The sequence below is a fragment of the Variovorax stachyos genome, from assembly GCF_051400855.1.
Taxonomy (GTDB): Bacteria; Pseudomonadota; Gammaproteobacteria; order Burkholderiales; family Burkholderiaceae_C; genus Variovorax.
Genome location: NZ_JBLFFN010000010.1, coordinates 51,337 through 70,971 on the forward strand (window position 1 = coordinate 51,337; position 19,635 = coordinate 70,971).

Consider the following 19,635-nt stretch of genomic DNA (forward strand, 5'->3'; position numbering starts at 1 on the left):
CAGAATCCGACCCCCGATGAGTGCCCTTCCGAAGATCCGACTCGACCGCACCCGCCTGGCCGCGCCCCAGGTGCTCGAAAAGCTGCGCGACGCCATCCTCTCGCTGGACCTGGTCCCCGGCACCGTGCTGGCGAGGCAGGCGCTGGCAGACCATTTCGGCGTGAGCCAGACGCCCGTGCGCGAGGCGCTGCTGCGCCTGAGCGAGGAAGGCCTGGTGGACGTGTTCCCGCAGCACGCCACGCTGGTCAGCCGCATCGACATCGCGGCCGCGCGCCAGGCGCATTTCCTGCGCCGCTCGATCGAGCTGGAGCTGGTGCACCAGCTCGCGCTCGAGGCGCCTGCCGGCCTGGTCGAGGCGTTGAAGGCCACCATCGCCCAGCAGGCAGCGCTGTCGGCGGCGCAGCGCTATGGCGACTTCGTGGGCGCAGACCGCGCCTTCCATCGCCTGATGTACGAAGCCGGCGGCGTGCCTGACCTGTGGGAGCTGGTGGGCCGTGTCTCGGGCCACGTCGACCGCTTGCGCCGCCTGCACCTGCCGACCGCGGGCAAGACCGAGGCGATCCTGCGCGACCACCGCGCCATCGTGCGCGGCATCGAGGGGAAGGATCCGGCGGCCGCCCAGGCCGCGCTGCGCAAGCACCTGTCGGGGACGCTCAGCGCCGTGGATGAAATCTGCAGGCAGTACCCCGACTACATCGCGCCCTGAGCGAGCGCAGGCACCGCCTGCAAGAACATGCCGGAACGGCGCCAACAAAAAAATCCCGTGCTGCGACGCGGCCCCAGTTCGGCTCCGAGGTCCAGGCGTCCGCCCCTATCCTCCTGTGGAATGGCATCCCGCCATGACCGGAGCTCTTCCATGTCCCTCGAGGATTTCAAGGCCCCCGCCTTAGCCTTCGTGTACCACTTCCACACGTTGGCAGCGTTTGCCGGCGCGATCGGGGCCGTGCGTTGAGCCTGGACGCGATCGCTGCACCGGTGGCCGATCTGCTGCCCGAGCTGATCGCACTGCGCCGCGACCTGCATGCGCATCCGGAGCTCGCCTTCGCTGAGCGGCGCACGGCCGGCGTGGCGGCCCAGGCGCTGCGCCTGCTCGGCCTCGAGGTGCATGAAGGCCTGGGCGGGACCGGCGTGGTGGGCACGCTGCGCTGCGGCAGCGCTTCGCGAAGCGTCGGCCTGCGCGCCGACATGGACGCGCTGCCGATGGTCGAGCTGGGGGGCGCCGCCCATGCCAGCCGCACGCAAGGGGTTCACCACGGCTGCGGCCACGACGGCCACACCAGCATGCTGATCGGCGCCGCGCGCCAGCTGGCACGCACGCGGCGCTTCGACGGCACGGTGCACTTCATCTTCCAGCCGGCGGAGGAAGGCAAGGGCGGCGCGCGCGCCATGATCGAGGACGGCTTGTTCGAGCGCTTCCCCTGCGACAGCGTCTACGCGCTGCACAACTGGCCCGACCTGCCGCTGGGCAGCGCGCAGACGCGGGCCGGCCCGATCATGGCGGCGGCCGACCGCTTCGACATCGTGCTGCGCGGCAGCGGCGGCCATGCAGCGCAGCCGCATCACACGCCCGACGCCATCCTCGCGGCAAGCCAGCTCGTCGCGCAGCTGCACACCATCGTCTCGCGGCGCATCGATCCGGGCGAATCGGCAGTGCTCTCGGTCACGCGCATCGAGGGCGGCCACAGCCACAACGTATTGCCGGCGGAGGTCTCGATCACCGGCACGGTGCGCAGCTTCGATCCGGCTTCGCAGGACCGCATCGAGGCCGCGTTGCGCGCCACCATCGATGGCGTGGCGCTGGCGAGCGGCGTGCAGGCCGAGCTGCGCTACGTGCGCTACTACCCCGCCACGCTCAACACGCCGGAAGAAGCGGCGCTCGCGCTCGCCGCGGCCCGGGCCGTCGGCCTGCAGGCCGATACCGCGCCGCGCGCCGCCTTCACTTCGGAGGATTTCGCCTTCATGCTGCAGCGCCGTCCGGGCGCCTACCTGTGGCTGGGCCAGGGCCGCGCCGACCCCGGGCCGGATGGGGAGCGCGCGCTGCACCACCCGTGCTACGACTTCAACGACGACGCACTGCCGCTCGGCGTGCGGTGGCTCTGCGAAGTCGCCGAGCGCGCGCTCGCGGCGTGAGCGCTCTCACGGTCAACGTCCACACCGGCCTTCGCGCCGCGAATCACCGGCGCTCTTTCAGGGGGCACTGAGCGCCGGGCCATCCGAGTACCCGAGGATGGCTTTGGTTTCGAGGTATTCCTGGAGGCCCTCCAGCCCGTATTCGCGTCCGTTGCCCGAGCGCTTGTATCCGCCGAAGGGGGCATGGGGGCTCCAGGCCGGGTAGTTGATGTGCACCTGGCCGGAGCGGATCCGCGCCGCGACCGCACGCGCCGCGGCCAGATCGTGGCCCTGGACGTGGGCGCCCAGGCCGTAGACCGTGGCGTTGGCAATCTCCACGGCCTCGTCCACGCTGTCGTAGGCAATGATCGAAAGCACCGGCCCGAAGATCTCTTCCTGTGCGATCCGCATCTGCGGATGCACGTCGGAGAAAATGGTCGGGCGGACGTAGAAGCCGCGCTCGAGCCCCTGTGGCCTGCCGGGGCCGCCGCAGACGAGCCGCGCGCCTTCGGCGATTCCGACGCCGATCATTTCCTGCACGCGGTTGAACTGGGCGCGATTCGCCACCGGGCCGTGCGTGGTCTTCTCCGAGCGCGGATCGCCCACGACCAAGCCGGATACCGCCTCGCATGCGATCCGTTCGACCTCGGCCAGGCGCTCGCGCGGCACGATCATGCGAGTCGGTGCACTGCAGGACTGGCCCACATTGCGGAAGCCGGCCGCCACCCCAGCCGGGATGGCACGTGCGAGATCCACACCCGGCAGGATGATGTTGGGCGACTTGCCGCCGAGTTCCTGGGCCACGCGCTTGACCGTCGGCGCTGCCGCCTGGGCCACCAGGACGCCGGCCCGGGTCGATCCGGTGATGGAGATCATGTCCACGTCGGGGTGCGTTGCCAGGGCGGCACCGACCTCCGGCCCTGCGCCGTTCACGAGGTTGAAAACACCCGCGGGAACGCCGGCGTCGCTCATCACCTCGGCGAACAGCATTGCGCTCAGGGGCGACAGCTCGCTGGGCTTCAGGACGACGGTGCATCCCGCTGCCAATGCCGGACCGACCTTGGCGGTGATCTGGTAGAGCGGCCAGTTCCAGGGCGTGATCAGGCCGCACACGCCGATGGCTTCTCGCATGATGGCCATGCCGCCCCGATGGGTGAGGAAAGGATAGCTGTCCGCCAGCTCCCGGGCCACGCGGATGTGCTCCGCCGCAACGGGCACGTGAGCGCTGCGCGCCATGCTGATGGCAGCGCCCATTTCCTGCGAGATCACCTGGGCAAACAACTCCGCCCGCTCGAGGATGAGGCTGTGCACGCGACCGAGGATCGAGGCCCTGCCTCGAGGGGAGCTCACGGACCACGTCACGAAGGCCCGCCGGGCTGCGTCCACGGCAGCGGCGACGTCTTGCGCACTTCCCAACGCCACCTCCGCGATCGCTTCCTCCGTCGAGGGGTCGATGACGGAGCTTCGCGCCTTCCCTGCGGGCATGACCCACTCACCGTCGATGTAGATGCGGTCCAGACGGCCGGCGCTTGCGAGGCGCTCGATGATGGGGGAGTTCATGAGGGGTCGATCCTTTGGAGTTGCAGCGGGGCTTGCCGAGCCGACTGCCTGCGCCGGTCAGCGCTGGTTGGGGAACAACCGTTCGATCGGACAGTGCGTCTTGATGAACGGCGACTTGATGACGATGTAGCTGAAGTACTTCGCGATGCCGATGTTGCGTTCGAGCAGCTCCTCGATCACTTCCTGGTAGTGGTTGACGCCGCGCGTCAGGAAGCGCAGAAGGTAGTCGTAGCCGCCGCTCACCAGGTGGCACTCGAGCACCTCGTCGACGTCGCGGATGGCGGCCTCGAAGCGCACGAAGTCCTCTCGATGGTGGTCCTGCAGCGTGACCTCGGTGAACACGGTCAGCGTGTCGCCCAGCTTCTCCAGCCGCAGATGCGCGCCGTAGCCCGCGATGTAGCCGGCCTGCTCCAGGCGCTTCACGCGGATCAGGCAGGGGCTGGGCGACAAGCCCACCGCATCCGCCAGGTCGACGTTGGTCATGCGGCCGTTCTTCTGCAACTGGGCGAGGATGCGCAGGTCGAGCCGGTCGATCTTGAATGCTTCTGACATAGGTGCTGCCGATGAACGAGAAGAGTCGATTCTGCGTCTGCCGCCGCGAGCTGGATCGGGTGTTCTCCCTCGCTCGCCTCAGCCCGCCAGCGCGGCGCGAACGTCGGGCGCCTGGAGCACCTCGTCGAGCGTCTTGCGAAGCCGCACGAACATCTGCGCGAATTCGTCCTCGGTGAACGTGAGCGCCGGCGCGAAGCCGAGGATGTGGTCGCCGAAGGAGCGGAACACCAGGCCGTTGCGGTAGCCCGCGGCGAAGATGCGGTCCGGCAATCCGAGCGCCGTGTCGAAGCCGCGTTTGCTCGCCTTGTCGCTCACCAGCTCGAGCGCGCCCAGCAGGCCGCGGTGGCGTGCATCGCCGACCAGCGGGTGGGCGCGCAGCCCGTCCAGCCCGGCCGCGAAATGCACCGCGCCGCGCTGGCCGTTGGCGAGCACGCCGCCTTCTTCGTACAGCCGCAGCACCTCGAGGGCCACCGCGGCGCTGACCGGATGCGCCGAATAGGTGGCGCCGTGGCCGATGGAAGCACCGGCCGGCGCACCGTCGGCGATGCCTGCATAGAACTTTTCCGACATCAGCGTTGCGCCCATGGGCGCATAGCCGGCGGTCAGGCCCTTGGCCACCGTCATCAGGTCGGGTTCCACGCCCTCGGCCTCGCACGCGAACATCGGCCCGGTGCGGCCGAAGCCGGTGATGACCTCGTCGACCACGAAGAGGATGTCCAGCTCGCGCGCGGCCTCGCGCATCGCCTTGAGCCAGCCCTTGGGCGGAACGATCACGCCGCCCGAGCCCTGGATCGGCTCGCAGAAGAAGGCCGCCACGTTGTGCGCGCCCAGCTCCTGGACCTTGGCGCGCAGCGACGCCACCGAGGCTGCGATGAGCGCCTGCGCATCGGCGCCATCGGCATGGCGGTACGGGTTGGGCGAAGGGATGTAGTGCTGCGTGGCGAGCGGCAGGTCGAAGCCGCGATGAAAGGCCGGCAGCGCCGTGAGCCCCGCGCCGGTCGAGGAGGAGCCGTGGTAGCCGCGCTCCAGCGCGATGAACTGCTTCTTCGACGGCTTTCCGATCGCGTTGTAGTACTGCACGATGAAGCGCACCGCGGCATCGACCGAGTCGGAGCCGCCCAGCGTGAGGTACACGCGGGTCAGCGAGGCGGGCGTGATCTGCACCAGCTTCTCGGCCAGGCGGATCGCCGGCTCGCTGCTGAAATGGAAGTAGCCCGTGGCATACGGCAGCCTGCGCATCTGCTCGGCCGCGGCCTGCACCACGCTCTCCTGCCCATAGCCCACGTTCACGCACCACAGGCCGGCGAAGGCGTCGAGCAGTTCATGGCCGTTGGCGTCCGTCAGCCACGCGCCGCGGCCCGAGGCGAGCACGGTGGGGCCACGCTCTTCGTGCACGCGCCAGGGCGACACGGGGTGGATGAGATGGGCGCGGTCGATGGCGTCGAGCGCGGCCTTGTTGGGCAATGCAGTGGGGTGTGTCATGAGGGGCGGTGGTCGGGCCTTTGGATGTCCAAAGCTTAGGCCGCGTGCCCCTCGTGAGGGTGCTGCATTGAGGGGCTTGTGCGAAGCAGGCTGCGGTTGTACGTGTCGCGACAGCAGATCCTGCCGTCGTGCATGCAGCGCCTCAGTACCCCCGCACGCGATCGACGAGCCCGATCATCGGCTCGCCATTCTCGAAGCGCCGCAGGTTGTCGAGCACCACCTGCGCCGCGCTCAGCGGCTGCGTCACGCTCGCGATGTGCGGCGTGAGCTGAATGTTCGGATGGCGCCAGAAAGCATGATCCTGCGGCAACGGCTCGGGGTCGGTCACGTCGAGCACGGCGTCCCCGATCCGGCCGCTGTCCAGCGCGGCCAGCAGATCGGCATCCACGAGCTGCGGGCCGCGGCCGACGTGAACCAGGCCAGCGCCTTCGGGCAGCATCGAGAACAGCCGCGCGTTCAGGAAGCCGCGCGTCGATTCGGTCAAAGGCAGCAGGCACACGAGGATGTCGGTGCGCGCGAGAAAGGCCGGCAGCTCGTCGGCGCCGGCGTGGCACGCCACGCCCTCGACCGCATGCCGCGAGCGGCTCCATCCGGCGCAGTCGAAGCCCAGGCCTGCCAGCTGCGCCAGCACCGCCTGGCCGAGCGAGCCGAGCCCCAGCACGCCCACGCGCCGCTCGCCGGCGGGCCGCACGGGCAAGGGGCGCCACTGGCCCTGCTGCTGCTGGCGCCGGTAGCGCGGCATGTCCCGGTGCAGGCCCAGCACCGCATGCGTCACGTACTCGACCATGCCCTGCACGATGCCGGGCTCGACCATGCGCACCACCGGCAGGTCCGGCGGCAGTGCCGCGAAGTCGAACTGGTCGACGCCGGCGCCGGAAGAAAACAGCACCTTCAGATTGGGAAAGCGATCGGCCAAATTCGGCGGCGGCTCCCACGCTGCGAGGAAGCGCACTTGTGCCGGGTCGCCGATGTCGGGCCAGATGCGGAAGTCGATCCCGGGCGCTCGGCGCTGGAACACCTCGGCCCACTGGCGGCCGCGCACCGGGTCGGACTTGTAGAGGAAGGTGGTGGCGTCCATCGAACTCAGCCCACGGCTTGCGTGACGATCGCGAACAGCGTCGGACCGCCGGGCGGCACGGCGAGCGGAGTGCCGCGCACCATCGTCGTCGGCGCGTCCACCCGCAGCAGCCCGATGCTCTCGAGCCATTCGGCCAGGCCGCTGGCGAAGTCGATATCGATGCGCGTGAAGTTTCCGGCATTCATGCCGGCGAGGTGCGCAATCAGCGCCTTCGCGCCTTCAGCATCGGGCGCCACCACCGGACCGATCGCGTGCCCACGCCCGAAGCGGCGCAGCATGGCGAAGCCGCACGGCTCGTTGTCGTGGTCGAGCACCACGCAGGCATCGGACGCGGCGAGCAGGTCCGCGATCAGCGCATCGCGCGGCATGCCCCGTGCCGCGGCATCGAGCGCCTGCAGCGATGCGGCCTCGCTCTGGCCGGCAGGTCGCAGGCGCCAGCCGGTGGGCAGCGCCACCAGCGGCGCTGGCTGGGCCACCCCCTGGTGCTGCCGCAGCTCGCCGGTGCGCACGAAGCCCAGGCGCTCGTACAGGCCTCGGCCTTCCGGCGTGGCGTGCAGCAATACCGTGTGCTCCTCGAGGTCTTCGAGCACAGCGTTCATCAACCGGTGGCCGAGGCGGCGGCCCTGGCAGGCCGGCGACACGATCACCAGGCCGACGCTGACGTGGCGCTCGCCCCAGCGCCAACGCAGGGCGGTGCCGATCAGCTCGCCGTCGCGCTCGGCGACGATGCCCTCGCCATGTGCGAAGACCTGCGCCCAGTCCGCGGGGCGGTGCGGCCAGCGCAGCTCGGTGCTCAAGGCATGTGCGAGCGGCAGGTCGGCTGCAGTCATGGGACGGAGCACCACGCCGTCGAGAGCAGGTGCGTTGGGTATCTGGGGGGGCATCGGGGAGGTCTTCGTGCGAGCAAAAGGGCAGGCCATCTTGAACGACATCCCAGCCTTTCGCCAGACCGAACTTGCGCTTCGCCGCAACTTGCAAGCTTCGTCTGTCGCGGCCCCGGGTTTCGCAATTCGATGCGGCAATGCGCGCGCCTACGCACACAAATGCGGTGCCGCCTGCCCAGCATCCAGCGCCGTTCGCACCAACTTCTTCCGACCACCGTCAGAACGGGACTCATGCAAGCCTTCGATTCGGCCAAGGATCCAGTTGTGCTTCAAAAGCGTGCTGATCGACTTTGCTGCAGCGCACTAAGGTGCACAGCCGCACGCCGCCGGGGCAGACCGCATGGCATGCCGCCGGCACCCCTTCAAACCGCAGCTTTCGTGCGCCAGGCCCTGCATTTCCCTACAACCTCGCCGCTGCTGCGTGCTGCAATCGCTTCGTCATGAGTTCGTCGCATTTACATCTTTCATCCAAGGAACAGAGACCATGAGCATCCGTCCCAAGTACATCACCTTCGACTGCTACGGCACCCTCACGCGCTTTCGCATGGGCGAAATGACGCGCGACATCTTTGGCGACCGCATTCCGGCCGAGCAGATGGAGCAGTTCATCGCCGACTTCACGGCCTACCGATTCGACGAAGTGCTGGGCGACTGGCAACCCTACGAAGTGGTGCTGAAGAACGCGGTGCGGCGGCTGTGCAAGAAGTGGAAGATCCAGTACTTCGACCACGAGGCACAGAAGTACTACGACGCGGTGCCCACCTGGGCCCCGCACGAGGACGTGCCCGCCGGTCTGGCCAAGGTCGCGAAGGAGATCCCGCTTGTGATCCTCTCGAACGCGTCGGACAACCAGATCCAGAAGAACGTCGCGCTGCTCGGCGCGCCCTTCCACCGCGTCTACACCGCGCAGCAGGCCCAGGCCTACAAGCCGCGCCTCAAAGCCTTCGAATACATGCTCGACTCGCTGGGCTGCAACCCCGAGGACGTGCTGCACGTGTCCTCCAGCCTGCGCTACGACCTGATGTCGGCGGACGACCTGGGCATCGTCAACAAGGTGTTCGTCAACCGCGGCCACGGCCCGGGCAATCCGGCGTACCGCTATGTCGAGATCAAGGACATCGGCGGCCTGCCCGGTGTCGTCGGCCTCTGATCTCCTCCATCCGCTGCTGCACACCATGAAGCTCGCCTCGTATTGGACCGATTCGGCACCCGCCTTCGTGCCCCGGCTGCATGACCTGCCGGCGCAGATCGACGTGGCGATCGTCGGCGGCGGCTTCACCGGCCTGTCGGCGGCGCTGGCACTGGCACGGCGCGGCGCCTCCGTGGCGGTGCTGGAGGCGGGCGAGCGCGTGGCGGCCGAGGCGTCGGGGCGCAACGGCGGGCACGTCAACAACGGCCTGGCGGTGGACTATGCCGAGGTGGCCGCGAAGTTCGGCGCCGACCGGGCCCGCGCCTGGTACCACGCCTACGACGACGCGGTGGACACGGTCGAGCGGCTGGTGCGCGACGAGGCCATCGACTGCGACTTCCTGCGGCACGGCAAGCTCAAGCTTGCGACCCGTCCCGGCCAGTTGGCGGCGCTGCAACGCAGCGCCGAGCGCCTGGTCGCCGACGGCGTCGACACCGATGTCGAAATCCTCGACGCGGCTCGCGTGCACGCCGAAGTGCAGAGCGACCGCTTCCACGGCGGGCTGCTCTACAAGCGCAGCGGCCAGATGCACATGGGCCGATTCGCCCAGGGACTGGCCGCCGCGGCCGAGCGCAGTGGCGCGCAGATCCATACCGGCACGGCCGTGCACCGCCTTGAACGCCTGGGCCAGGGCCATGCACATCGGCTGCACACGGCGGGCGGCACCGTTACCGCACAGCAGGTGCTGCTGGCCACCGGAGCGACGCGCCACGGCGGCTACGGCAGCTTCGGCTGGCTGCGCCGCCGCATCGTGCCGATCGGCAGCTTCATCGTGGTCACCGAGCCGCTGGGCGCCGAGCGCGCGCAGGCGCTGCTGGCCGCGCGGCGTACCTACACCACGGTGGCCAACATCCACCACTATTTCCGGCTCACCGCCGACCACCGGCTGGTGTTCGGCGGGCGCGCGCGCTTCGCGATCTCCAGTCCTCAGTCGGATGCCGCGAGCGGCGAGATCCTGCGCGCCGGGCTGGCCCAAACCTTTCCGCAACTCGGCCCCGTGCGGCTCGACTACTGCTGGGGCGGCCTGGTCGACATGACGCAGGACCGCCTGCCGCACGCGGGTGAGCGCGACGGCCTCTACTACGCCATGGGCTACAGCGGACACGGCACGCAGATGTCGGTGCACATGGGCCAGCGCATGGCCGCCGTGATGGGCGGCGATGCGCTTGCCAATCCCTGGCGCGACCGCAACTGGCCGGCCATTCCGGGCCACCTTGGCCCGCCCTGGTTCCTGCCGGCCATCGGCCTCTACTACACGCTCAAGGACCGGATGGCCTGAGCGGACGTCCGAGCCTCATTGCTTCTTCAACCCTAGCCCATCGATCCCACAAGAGGAGTCCCCACCATGAGAGACAGCAGCAACAAGAGCTTCGAGAAGCTCGTCGGACCCGGCGAAAGCCTTCGCATGATGGAGTCGCTCAAGCGCGGCGCCACGCGGCGCGACATCCTCGCGATGCTGATGGCCGGCGGCATGCAGGCCACGCTGGCCGGCGGCATTGCGGGTGTAGCGATGAGCGCCCATGCGCAGACGCCGAGGAAGGGCGGACGCATCCGCGTCGCCGGCGCCACTGCGGCCGCGACCGACACGCTCGACCCGGCCAAGCAGTCGAACCAGACCGACTACTCGCGCTGCAACATGGTCTATAACGGCCTCACCTCGCTGGACGGCACACTGACGCCGCAGCCCGCGCTCGCCGAATCCTTCACCACCAAGGACGCAAAGACCTGGGTCTTCACGCTGCGCAAGGGCGTGACCTTCCACGACGGCAAGGCGCTCTCGCCGGCCGACGTCGTGTTCTCGGTGATGCGCCACAAGGACCCGGCCACCGCCTCCAAGGCCAAGGTGCTCGCCGACCAGATCGAGAGCGTCAAGGCCTCGGGGCCGAACGAAGTGACCTTCGTGCTCACTGCGCCGAACGCCGACCTGCCGGTCATCCTCGGCACCTTCCACTTCCACATCGTCAAGGAAGGCACCACCGACTTCAATGCCGGCATCGGCACCGGCCCCTACAAGCTCAAGGAATTCAAGCCCGGCGTGCGCTCGCTGGTGGTGCGCAACGATGCGTACTGGAAGCCCGGCAAGCCTTACCTGGACGAGATCGAGTTCGTGGGCATCGGCGACGAGAGCGCACGCGTCAACGCGCTGCTGTCCGGCGGCATGGACCTGGTGGGTTCGGTCAATCCGCGCTCGGTCGAGCGCGTGAAGGGCACGCCCGGCTTCGCCGTCTTCACCACCCAGTCGGGCCAATACTCCGACCTGGTCATGCGCAAGGACGTGGGCCCCGGTGCCAACCCGGACTTCGTGCTGGCGATGAAGCACCTGTTCGACCGCGAGCAGATGAAGAAAACCATCGCGCTCGACTACGCGGTGCTCGGCAACGACCAGCCCATCGACCCGACCAACCGCTTCTACTTCGCGGGCTTGCCGCAGCGCGCCTTCGACCTGGACAAGGCGAAGTTCCACCTGCAGAAGTCCGGCGTCACGGGCAAGGTGCCGGTGGTGGCATCGCCTGCGGCGCTGTACTCGGTGGAGATGGCCCTGTTGCTGCAGCAGACGGCGCAGCGCGCTGGGTTGGAGCTCGACATCAAGCGCATGCCGGCCGACGGCTACTGGTCGAACCACTGGCTCAACAGCCACGTGGGCTTCGGCAACGTCAACCCGCGCCCGAGCGCCGACGTGCTGCTGACGCAGTTCTTCCAGTCGGGCGCGGCGTGGAACGAGTCGCGCTGGAAGAACGAGAAGTTCGACCAGCTGCTGCTGGCCTCGCGCGCAGAGACGGACCTGGCCAAGCGCAAGCAGATGTACGCCGACATGCAGACCCTGATCCACCATGACGCGGGCATCGGCATCCCGCTGTTCCTCGCGAGCATTGACGGCCACACGTCCAAGCTCAAGGGGCTGTCGGCCATCCCGCTGGGCGGCCTGATGGGCTTCAACTTCGCGGAGAACGTATGGCTCGAGGCATGACGGCTGCCCGGCCGCGCGTGTCGCCCCAAGGAGCACCGAGATGAACCATGTGATCCTGAAGCTTCTGGCCCAGCGCATCGCGCTGGCGCTGCTGTCGCTGCTGGCGGTGTCGGTCATCGTCTTCTCCATCACCGCGGTACTGCCCGGCGATGCCGCGCAGGAGCAGCTCGGCCAGGACGCCACGCCCGAGGCGGTGGCCGCGCTGCGTGCCCAGATGGGCCTGGACGTGCCGGCGCCGGAGCGCTACGCGAAGTGGCTGCTCGGGATGGTGCAGGGCGATCCCGGCCGCTCGGCGACTACGCAGATGCCGGTGGCCGACCTGGTCGCCAGCCGCCTGCCCAACTCGCTGCTGCTCGCGGCGGTCGCCGCCCTCTTCTCGGTGCCGATCGCTCTCACGCTCGGCATCGCCTCGGCGGTGTGGCGCGGCTCCTGGTTCGACCGCGCCGCCTCGGCCACGGCGGTGGGCGTGGTGTCGGTGCCGGAGTTCCTGGTGGCGACGCTGGCGGTGCTGGTGTTCGCGGTCCAGCTGCGCTGGCTGCCGGCGCTGTCCTTCGTCAACGACATCGAGTCGGTCGGGCAGATGCTGCGCGCCTTCGCCATGCCGGTGCTCGTGCTGTGCTGCGTGATCGTGGCGCAGATGATGCGCATGACGCGTGCCGCGGTGATCGACCAGCTCGAAGCGCCCTACATCGAGATGGTGCGCCTCAAGGGCGCCTCGCCGATGCGCATGGTGCTGGCCCACGCGCTGCCCAACGCGGTGGGCCCGATCGCCAACGCGGTGGCGCTGAGCCTGTCGTACCTGCTGGGCGGCGTGATCATCGTCGAGACCATCTTCAACTACCCCGGCATCGCCAAGCTGATGGTCGACGGCGTCTCGCAGCGCGACATGCCGCTGGTGCAGACCTGCGCCATGATCTTCTGCTGCGCCTACCTGATCCTGGTGACGACCGCCGACGTCTGCGGCATCCTCGCCAACCCGCGGCTGCGGCACCGTTGAGGGAAGCACCATGGAAACATCCACATCTCCAACGGTCGTGAGCGCCGCAGCATCCCTGGCGCCACCGGCGCAGGAGCGCCGGGGCCGCCGCCTGCGCTGGCTCGGCAGCTTCGGCCCCTCCGGCCTGCTCGGTCTCGCGGTGCTCCTGTTCTGGTTGCTCGCGGCGCTGCTCGGCCCCTGGCTGCTGTCGCACAGCGCGGCGGGCATGGGCACCTCGAACGTCTTCGCGCCGATCAGCGCGAAGCACTGGCTGGGCACCGACTACCTCGGCCGCGACATGCTGGCGCTCATCATCGAGGGGGCGCGCTACACGATCGGCGTCGCGCTGTTTGCCACGCTGCTGGCGAGCGGAACAGGCACCACGCTGGCGCTGCTGGCTGCCTCCAGCGGACGCTGGATCGACGCGGTGCTGAGCCGCGGCCTGGACACGCTGACCGCAATCCCCAGCAAGATGTTCGCGCTCATCATGGTGGCGGGCTTCGGCTCCTCGGTGCCGATGCTGGTGGTCACGGCGGGCATCATCTACGTGCCGGGCGCCTACCGGATGGCGCGCTCGCTGGCGGTCAACATCAATGCGCTCGACTACGTGACCGTGGCGCGCACGCGTGGCGAGGGCACGCTCTACATCATGCTGCGCGAGATCCTGCCCAACATCGTGGGCCCGATGCTGGCCGACCTCGGCCTGCGCTTCGTTTACGTCGTGCTGCTGCTGGCGAGCCTGAGCTTCCTCGGCCTGGGCATCCAGCCGCCGGCGGCCGACTGGGGCTCGCTGGTGCGCGAGAACATCGGCGCGCTCGCCATGGGCGGTGCCTCGGTGATCGTGCCGGCGCTGGCCATCGCGAGCCTGACCATCGCGGTCAACCTCGTCATCGACAACCTGCCGGGCCGCACTGCCCGCGAAAGAGGAGCACGCTGATGGGCGCACCACTCACCGTCCAGGGCCTCAGCATCTGCGCCGGGGCGAACACGCTGGTCGACAGCCTGAGCTTCTCCGTGCAGCCTGGCGAGGTGCTGGCGCTGATCGGCGAGTCGGGCTCCGGCAAGACCACCACCGCGCTGGCGCTGATGGGCTATGCGCGCCACGGCTGCCGCATCTCGGCGGGCCGGGTACAGATCGGCGACACCGACGTGCTCGCGCTGAATGCGGCACAGCAGCGCGCACTGCGCGGCCGCACCGTGTCGTACATCGCGCAGAGTGCGGCTGCCTCCTTCAATCCCTCGCGCACGATCATGGACCAGGTGGTCGAGCCGACCGTGATCCACGGCCTGTGCAAGCGGTCGGAAGCCGAGGCGAAGGCGGTGCAGCTGTTCCGCGAGCTGGCGCTGCCCGATCCGGAAACCATCGGCACGCGCTACCCGCACCAGGTCTCCGGCGGCCAGCTGCAGCGGCTGATGGCGGCCATGGCGCTGATCGGCGACCCCGAGCTGGTGATCCTCGACGAGCCGACCACCGCGCTCGACGTCACCACGCAGATCGAGGTGCTGCGCGCCTTCCGGCGCGTGGTTCGCGAGCGCCGCGCCACGGCGGTGTACGTGAGCCACGACCTGGCCGTGGTGGCGCAGATGGCCGACCACATCCTGGTGCTGCGCGACGGCAGGATGCGCGAGCTCAACGCGACCGGGCAGGTCCTGTCGGCGCCGGTGGACGACTACACCAAGTGCCTGCTGGCCGCTGCGCGGCCCGTGCCGCGTGCGTCGGGCAAGGCAGCGAACGACGACCCCGAGCTGCTGCTCGACATTCGGCAGCTCTCGGCCGGCTACGGTCCGGTGGATGCGCAGGGGCGTCCGGCCATGCCGATCCTGCAGGACATCAACCTCCAGCTGCACCGTGGCCAGGCCATCGGCGTGATCGGCGAGTCGGGCTCCGGCAAGACCACGCTCGCGCGGGCGGTGGCCGGCCTTCTGAAGCCCAGCCATGGCAGCGTGCTGTTCCGCGGCCGCGAGCTCGAGCCGACGCTGCAGGAGCGCGACCGCGACGATCTGCGCCGCATCCAGATCGTTTTCCAGATGGCCGACACCGCGCTCAATCCTTCGCAGACCATCGAGCGCATCCTGGCGCGGCCGCTGCAGTTCTACAAGGGCCTGCGCGGCGAGCCGCTGCAACGCCGCATCCGCGAGCTGCTGGACCTGGTGAAGCTGCCGCACTCGGTGGCCGGCCGCTTGCCGGGCGGCCTCTCGGGCGGGCAGAAGCAGCGCGTGAACCTGGCGCGCGCACTCGCGGCCGAGCCCGACCTCATCCTTTGCGACGAGGTGACCTCCGCGCTCGACACCGTCGTCGCCGCGGCAGTGCTCGACCTGATGGCCGAGCTTCGGCGAGAGCTCGGCGTGTCCTACCTGTTCATCAGCCACGACCTGCACACGGTGCGCGCGGTGTGCGACGAGATCGTCGTCATGCAGCACGGCCGCAAGCTGGCGCAGGTGGCGCGCTGCGACTTCGACCGTGGCCCGCACCACCCCTACTACGAACTGCTGGCCCGCTCTGTGCCCGAGCTGCGCCAGGGCTGGCTGGACGACATGGACCGCATCGCTGCGGCAGCAAGATGATGAAAACCGAAATGACACCGACCTTCCGCATCGCACTGATCGCCGGCGACGGCATCGGCAAGGAAGTGATGCCCGAAGGCCTGCGCGTGATGCAGGCCGCGGCAGCGCGCTTCGGCTTCGAACTCGACTGCCGCACCATCGACTGGGCGAGCTGCGACTACTACGCCGAACATGGCCAGATGATGCCGGACGACTGGAAGGAGCAACTGAAGGGGGTCGACGCGTTGTACTTCGGCGCCGTGGGCTGGCCGGCCACCGTGCCCGACCACGTCTCGCTGTGGGGCTCGCTGCTCAAGTTCCGGCGCGAGTTCGACCAATACATCAACCTGCGCCCGGTTCGCCTGTTCGAAGGCGTGCCCTGCCCGCTCGCCGGACGCGCGCCCGGCGACATCGACTACCTCGTGGTGCGCGAGAACACCGAAGGCGAATACACCTCGCTCGGCGGCGTGATGTACGAAGGCACAGAGCGCGAGATCGTGATTCAGGAATCGGTTTTCTCGCGCCACGGCACCGACCGCGTGCTGAAGTACGCCTACGAGCTCGCCAACGCGCGCCGCAGAAAGCATCTGACGGTGGCCACCAAGAGCAACGGCATCGCGATCAGCATGCCCTGGTGGGACGGCCGCGCCGATGCGATCGGCCGCGACTACCCCGAGGTGCAGCTCGACAAGCAGCACATCGACATCCTCTCGGCCCGCTTCGTGCTGCAGCCCACGCGCTTCGACGTGGTGGTGGCGAGCAACCTGTTCGGCGACATCCTCTCCGACCTTGGCCCCGCGACCACGGGGACCATCGGCCTCGCGCCGTCGGCCAACCTCAACCCGGACCGCAAGTGTCCCTCGCTGTTCGAGCCCGTGCACGGCTCGGCACCCGACATTTACGGCCAGAACATCGCCAATCCGATCGCGATGATCTGGTCGGGGGCGCTGATGCTGGATTTCCTCACTCAGGGCCAGGGCGCGGGACGGGCCGCGCACGACACGATCCTCGGGGCGATCGAGGCGGTGCTGCGCGAAGGGCCGCGCACGCGCGACCTCGGCGGGACGGCCTCGACCACCGAAGTGGGCCTCGCCATTGCCGAGCGCGTGGCCGCCGCCTGAACCTCTCATCCACGACCTTCAACCATGACACTGACCCTCGAACGCCAGGACCTGATGCCGGGCCTGCAGCTCATCGGCGCCGATTGGCGCAACGCCGGCGACGAACGCCGCCTCGACGTGACCGACCCCGCCACGGACGCCGTCTTCGCCAGCGTGCCCGACGGCACGGCAGCGGACGCACGCGCCGCGGTCGATGCCGCGCACGCCGCCTTCCCGGCCTGGCGCGCCGTGCCGGCCAAGCAGCGCGCCGCAATCCTCAAGCGCTGGAACGATCTCATGATGACGCACCAGGAAGACCTGGGCCGCCTGATCTCGCGCGAGCAGGGCAAGCCCCTGGCCGAGGGACGCGGCGAGGTCGCCTATGCCGCGAGCTACGTCGAGTGGTTTGCCGAGGAAGCCACGCGCGCCAACGGCGACGTGATCCCCGCGCCTGTGACAGGCCGCCGCATGCTCGCCCTGAGGGAACCCGTGGGCGTGGTGGCCGCGATCACGCCCTGGAACTTCCCGGCCGCCATGATCGCGCGCAAGATCGCGCCGGCGCTGGCCGCCGGCTGCACCGTGGTGTGCAAGCCGGCCGAGGACACGCCGCTCACCTCGCTCGCGCTCGTCAAGCTGGCCCAGGAAGCGGGCGTGCCGGCCGGCGTGCTGAACATCGTCACCGCCTCGCGCGAACGCACGCCTGAGGTGGTGGACGTGTGGCTGGCCGATGCGCGCGTGCGCAAGATCACGTTCACCGGCTCCACGCCGGTGGGCAAGCACCTCGCGCGCGCCTCGGCCGATACGCTGAAGAAGCTGTCGCTCGAGCTGGGCGGCAATGCGCCGTTCATTGTTTTCGACGATGCCGACCTCGATGCCGCGGTGGAAGGCTTGATGGCGGCCAAGTTCCGCAACGGCGGGCAGACCTGCGTGTGCCCGAACCGGGTGTTCGTCCAGGCCAAGGTGCATGACGCCTTCGTCGACAAGCTGGCCATGCGCGTCGGCGCACTCCAGGTGGGGCCGGCGACCGACCCCGGCTCGCAGATCGGCCCGATGATCAACGCGCGGGCAGTGGAGAAGATCGAGCGGCATGTGCAGGATGCCGTCACCAAGGGGGCACGCATCGTGGTCGGCGGCCAGCGGCTGCGCTCCGCGCGTTGCGACGGCCCGAACTACTACGCGCCGACCGTGCTGGTGAACGCCGACGCGCGGATGGCGTGCAGCTGCGAGGAGACCTTCGGGCCGGTGGTGCCGATCACGCGCTTCGAGAGCGAGGCCGAGGTGATCGCGGCGGCCAACGACACGCCCTTCGGCCTCGCGGCCTACTTCTACTCGACCGACGCACGACGCATCTGGCGGGTGACCGAGGCGCTGGAGTCGGGCATCGTCGGCGTCAACGAAGGTGCACTCGCCGCGGAGGCTGCCCCTTTCGGCGGCGTGAAGGAATCCGGCTACGGCCGCGAGGGTTCGGTGCACGGACTCGACGACTACCTGCACATCAAGTACGTTTGCCAGGGCGGGCTTTCGTAATCGCATAAGCGTAGGCGCCTAAGCGCGCAGGCAAAAAAAAGCGGGCGATGCGCCCGCTTTTTCCGTCCGGCCGAAGCGCGACTCAGACTGCCATGATCGACACGGCCTTGGTGTTGAGATAGGCCTCCATCGCCTCCGGGCCCCCCTCGGAGCCATAGCCCGAGTCCTTGACGCCGCCGAAGGGCATCTCCGGCGAAGGCGCGGCCGGCTGGTTGATCCACAGCATGCCGAGTTCGAGCTGCTGCGAGAGCAGGTGAGCGTTCTTGATCGAGCGCGTGAAGGCATAACCGGCCAGGCCGAAGGGCAGGCGGTTGGCCTCGGCGATGGCTTCCTCCAGCGAGTCGAAGCCGCGGATGGCTGCGACCGGGCCGAAGGGCTCGTTGTTGAACACGTCAGCTTCCAGCGGCACGTCGGTCAGCACGGTGGGGGCGAAGAAGTTGCCGACCGAGCCGATACGCTCGCCACCGGTCGCGACTTTCGCGCCCTTGCTGCGTGCATCGTCCAGGACCTGGGCCATGGCCGCAAGGCGGCGCGCATTGGCCAGTGGCCCGAGGGTCGTGCCTTCGGCCAGACCGTCGCCGAGCTTGAGGCTTTCGGCATGCTTGACCAGCGCCTGTGCGAATTCGGCCTTGATGCTGTTGTGCACCAGGAAGCGCGTCGGCGAGATGCACACCTGTCCCGCGTTGCGGAACTTGGCGCCGCCCGCGGCCTTGACGGCCAGGGCAACGTCGGCATCTTCGGCGACGATCACCGGTGCGTGGCCGCCCAGCTCCATCGTGGCGCGCTTCATGTGCTGGCCGGCCAGCGCGGCGAGCTGCTTGCCCACCGGGGTGGAGCCGGTGAACGTGACCTTGCGGATGATCGGATGCGCGATCAGGTAGCTGGAGATCTCGGCGGGGTTGCCGAACACCAGGCCCACCGTGCCGGGCGGCACGCCGGCGTCGACGAAGGCCTGCAGCAGAGCCGCGGGCGAGGCCGGCGTCTCTTCAGGCGCCTTCGCCAGGAAGGAGCAGCCGGTGGCCAGCGCGGCACCCAGCTTGCGCACGACCTGGTTGATGGGGAAGTTCCAGGGCGTGAAGGCGGCCACGGGACCGACCGGCTCCTTGATCACCAGCTGCTGCGCCGCCAGGTTGCGCGAGGGCACGATCCGCCCGTAGACGCGGCGGCCTTCGTCGGCGAACCATTCGATGATGTCGGCGCCCGCCAGCACCTCGCCGCGGGCCTCGGCGAAAGGCTTGCCCTGCTCCTGCGTCAGCAGGCGGGCGATCTCGGGTGCACGCTCGCGCAGCAGGCCGGCGGCCTTGCGCATGGTGGCCGCGCGCTCGTTGGCGGGGATCTTGCGCCAGGCCTCGAAACCGCGCTGCGCGGCGTCCAGCGCACGGTCCAGGTCGGCAATGCCGGCGTGCGCGACCTTGCCGATGGGCTTGCCGGTGGCCGGGTTGATGACGTCAAGGGTCTTGCCGCTCGCGGCGTCGCACCATTCGCCATTGATCAGCAGGCGGGTGTCAACGTAGCTCGATGTGCTCATGTCGGTCCTTGGGTTCTTTCAGGGGGATGTTGATGCCGGATTCGGACGGGAGCGGGCGCGAGGCCGTCCCGTGCGCCATTGTCGCCCGACGCAGCGCGTCGCTCCGGCGGGGTGGCCCAAAGCCCCTCGCGCCCGGGC

The 19,635-nt window shown here is 69.2% G+C and carries 16 protein-coding genes; 10 read left to right on the top strand and 6 right to left on the bottom strand.

The genetic code is table 11. The features are described from left to right. The first annotated feature begins 16 nt into the window (after nucleotides 1–16). Both ACMGEZ_RS18615 and ACMGEZ_RS18620 read left to right on the top strand, forming a co-directional pair. A complete protein-coding gene (locus tag ACMGEZ_RS18615) occupies nucleotides 17–706 on the top strand; it encodes a GntR family transcriptional regulator (RefSeq protein ID WP_436823760.1) in 690 nt (229 codons plus the stop codon). A 242-nt stretch (nucleotides 707–948) separates the two neighbouring features. Beyond that, a complete protein-coding gene (locus ACMGEZ_RS18620; RefSeq protein WP_436823761.1) occupies nucleotides 949–2,130 on the top strand; it encodes a M20 aminoacylase family protein in 1,182 nt (393 codons plus the stop codon). 57 nt (nucleotides 2,131–2,187) lie between these two features. Here ACMGEZ_RS18620 and ACMGEZ_RS18625 read toward each other — a convergent pair whose 3' ends face one another. From ACMGEZ_RS18625 to ACMGEZ_RS18645, 5 genes are all read right to left on the bottom strand, one after another. Further along, nucleotides 2,188–3,669, bottom strand: coding sequence for an aldehyde dehydrogenase family protein (locus tag ACMGEZ_RS18625; protein WP_436823762.1), 1,482 nt, complete (start codon nucleotides 3,667–3,669; stop codon nucleotides 2,188–2,190). 57 nt (nucleotides 3,670–3,726) lie between these two features. After that, on the bottom strand, nucleotides 3,727–4,221 hold the full coding sequence (locus tag ACMGEZ_RS18630) for an Lrp/AsnC family transcriptional regulator (protein WP_162586091.1): 495 nt from the start codon (nucleotides 4,219–4,221) through the stop codon (nucleotides 3,727–3,729). Nucleotides 4,222–4,299: 78 nt separating this feature from the next. Continuing rightward, the gene (locus ACMGEZ_RS18635) at nucleotides 4,300–5,703 is read right to left on the bottom strand and encodes an aspartate aminotransferase family protein (protein ID WP_436823763.1); all 1,404 of its coding nucleotides are present in this window, start codon (nucleotides 5,701–5,703) and stop codon (nucleotides 4,300–4,302) included. Between the two features lie 142 nt (nucleotides 5,704–5,845). Then, nucleotides 5,846–6,781, bottom strand: coding sequence for a 2-hydroxyacid dehydrogenase (locus ACMGEZ_RS18640; RefSeq protein WP_436823764.1), 936 nt, complete (start codon nucleotides 6,779–6,781; stop codon nucleotides 5,846–5,848). A gap of 5 nt (nucleotides 6,782–6,786) precedes the next feature. Continuing rightward, entirely contained in the window at nucleotides 6,787–7,665 is an 879-nt protein-coding gene (locus ACMGEZ_RS18645; protein WP_436823765.1) for a GNAT family N-acetyltransferase, read from the bottom strand. Between the two features lie 484 nt (nucleotides 7,666–8,149). Between ACMGEZ_RS18645 and ACMGEZ_RS18650 the strand changes: the two genes are divergently transcribed. The 8 genes from ACMGEZ_RS18650 (at nucleotide 8,150) to ACMGEZ_RS18685 (ending at nucleotide 17,969) form a co-directional block, all read left to right on the top strand. After that, nucleotides 8,150–8,815, top strand: coding sequence for a haloacid dehalogenase type II (locus ACMGEZ_RS18650; RefSeq protein WP_436823766.1), 666 nt, complete (start codon nucleotides 8,150–8,152; stop codon nucleotides 8,813–8,815). 25 nt (nucleotides 8,816–8,840) lie between these two features. Continuing rightward, nucleotides 8,841–10,133, top strand: a complete 1,293-nt coding sequence (locus ACMGEZ_RS18655) for an NAD(P)/FAD-dependent oxidoreductase (protein WP_436823767.1) — start codon at nucleotides 8,841–8,843, stop codon at nucleotides 10,131–10,133. Between the two features lie 66 nt (nucleotides 10,134–10,199). After that, nucleotides 10,200–11,822: an ABC transporter substrate-binding protein gene (locus ACMGEZ_RS18660; protein WP_436823768.1), complete on the top strand. Its 1,623-nt coding sequence runs from the start codon at nucleotides 10,200–10,202 to the stop codon at nucleotides 11,820–11,822. A 40-nt stretch (nucleotides 11,823–11,862) separates the two neighbouring features. After that, nucleotides 11,863–12,819 carry an ABC transporter permease gene (locus ACMGEZ_RS18665; RefSeq protein ID WP_436823769.1) on the top strand — a complete coding sequence of 319 codons (957 nt, stop codon included), beginning with the start codon at nucleotides 11,863–11,865 and terminating at the stop codon, nucleotides 12,817–12,819. A gap of 10 nt (nucleotides 12,820–12,829) precedes the next feature. Next, nucleotides 12,830–13,735, top strand: coding sequence for an ABC transporter permease (locus ACMGEZ_RS18670; protein WP_436823770.1), 906 nt, complete (start codon nucleotides 12,830–12,832; stop codon nucleotides 13,733–13,735). Continuing rightward, a complete protein-coding gene (locus ACMGEZ_RS18675; RefSeq protein WP_436823771.1) occupies nucleotides 13,735–15,363 on the top strand; it encodes an ABC transporter ATP-binding protein in 1,629 nt (542 codons plus the stop codon). Before ACMGEZ_RS18670 ends, ACMGEZ_RS18675 begins: the two co-directional genes overlap by 1 nt. A gap of 11 nt (nucleotides 15,364–15,374) precedes the next feature. Beyond that, the gene (locus ACMGEZ_RS18680) at nucleotides 15,375–16,463 is read left to right on the top strand and encodes a tartrate dehydrogenase (protein ID WP_436823772.1); all 1,089 of its coding nucleotides are present in this window, start codon (nucleotides 15,375–15,377) and stop codon (nucleotides 16,461–16,463) included. A 24-nt stretch (nucleotides 16,464–16,487) separates the two neighbouring features. After that, nucleotides 16,488–17,969 carry an NAD-dependent succinate-semialdehyde dehydrogenase gene (locus tag ACMGEZ_RS18685; protein ID WP_436823773.1) on the top strand — a complete coding sequence of 494 codons (1,482 nt, stop codon included), beginning with the start codon at nucleotides 16,488–16,490 and terminating at the stop codon, nucleotides 17,967–17,969. An 82-nt stretch (nucleotides 17,970–18,051) separates the two neighbouring features. Here the strand turns inward: ACMGEZ_RS18685 and ACMGEZ_RS18690 are convergent, their stop codons facing one another. Continuing rightward, entirely contained in the window at nucleotides 18,052–19,497 is a 1,446-nt protein-coding gene (locus ACMGEZ_RS18690; protein WP_436823774.1) for an NAD-dependent succinate-semialdehyde dehydrogenase, read from the bottom strand. Nucleotides 19,498–19,635: the final 138 nt, after the last annotated feature.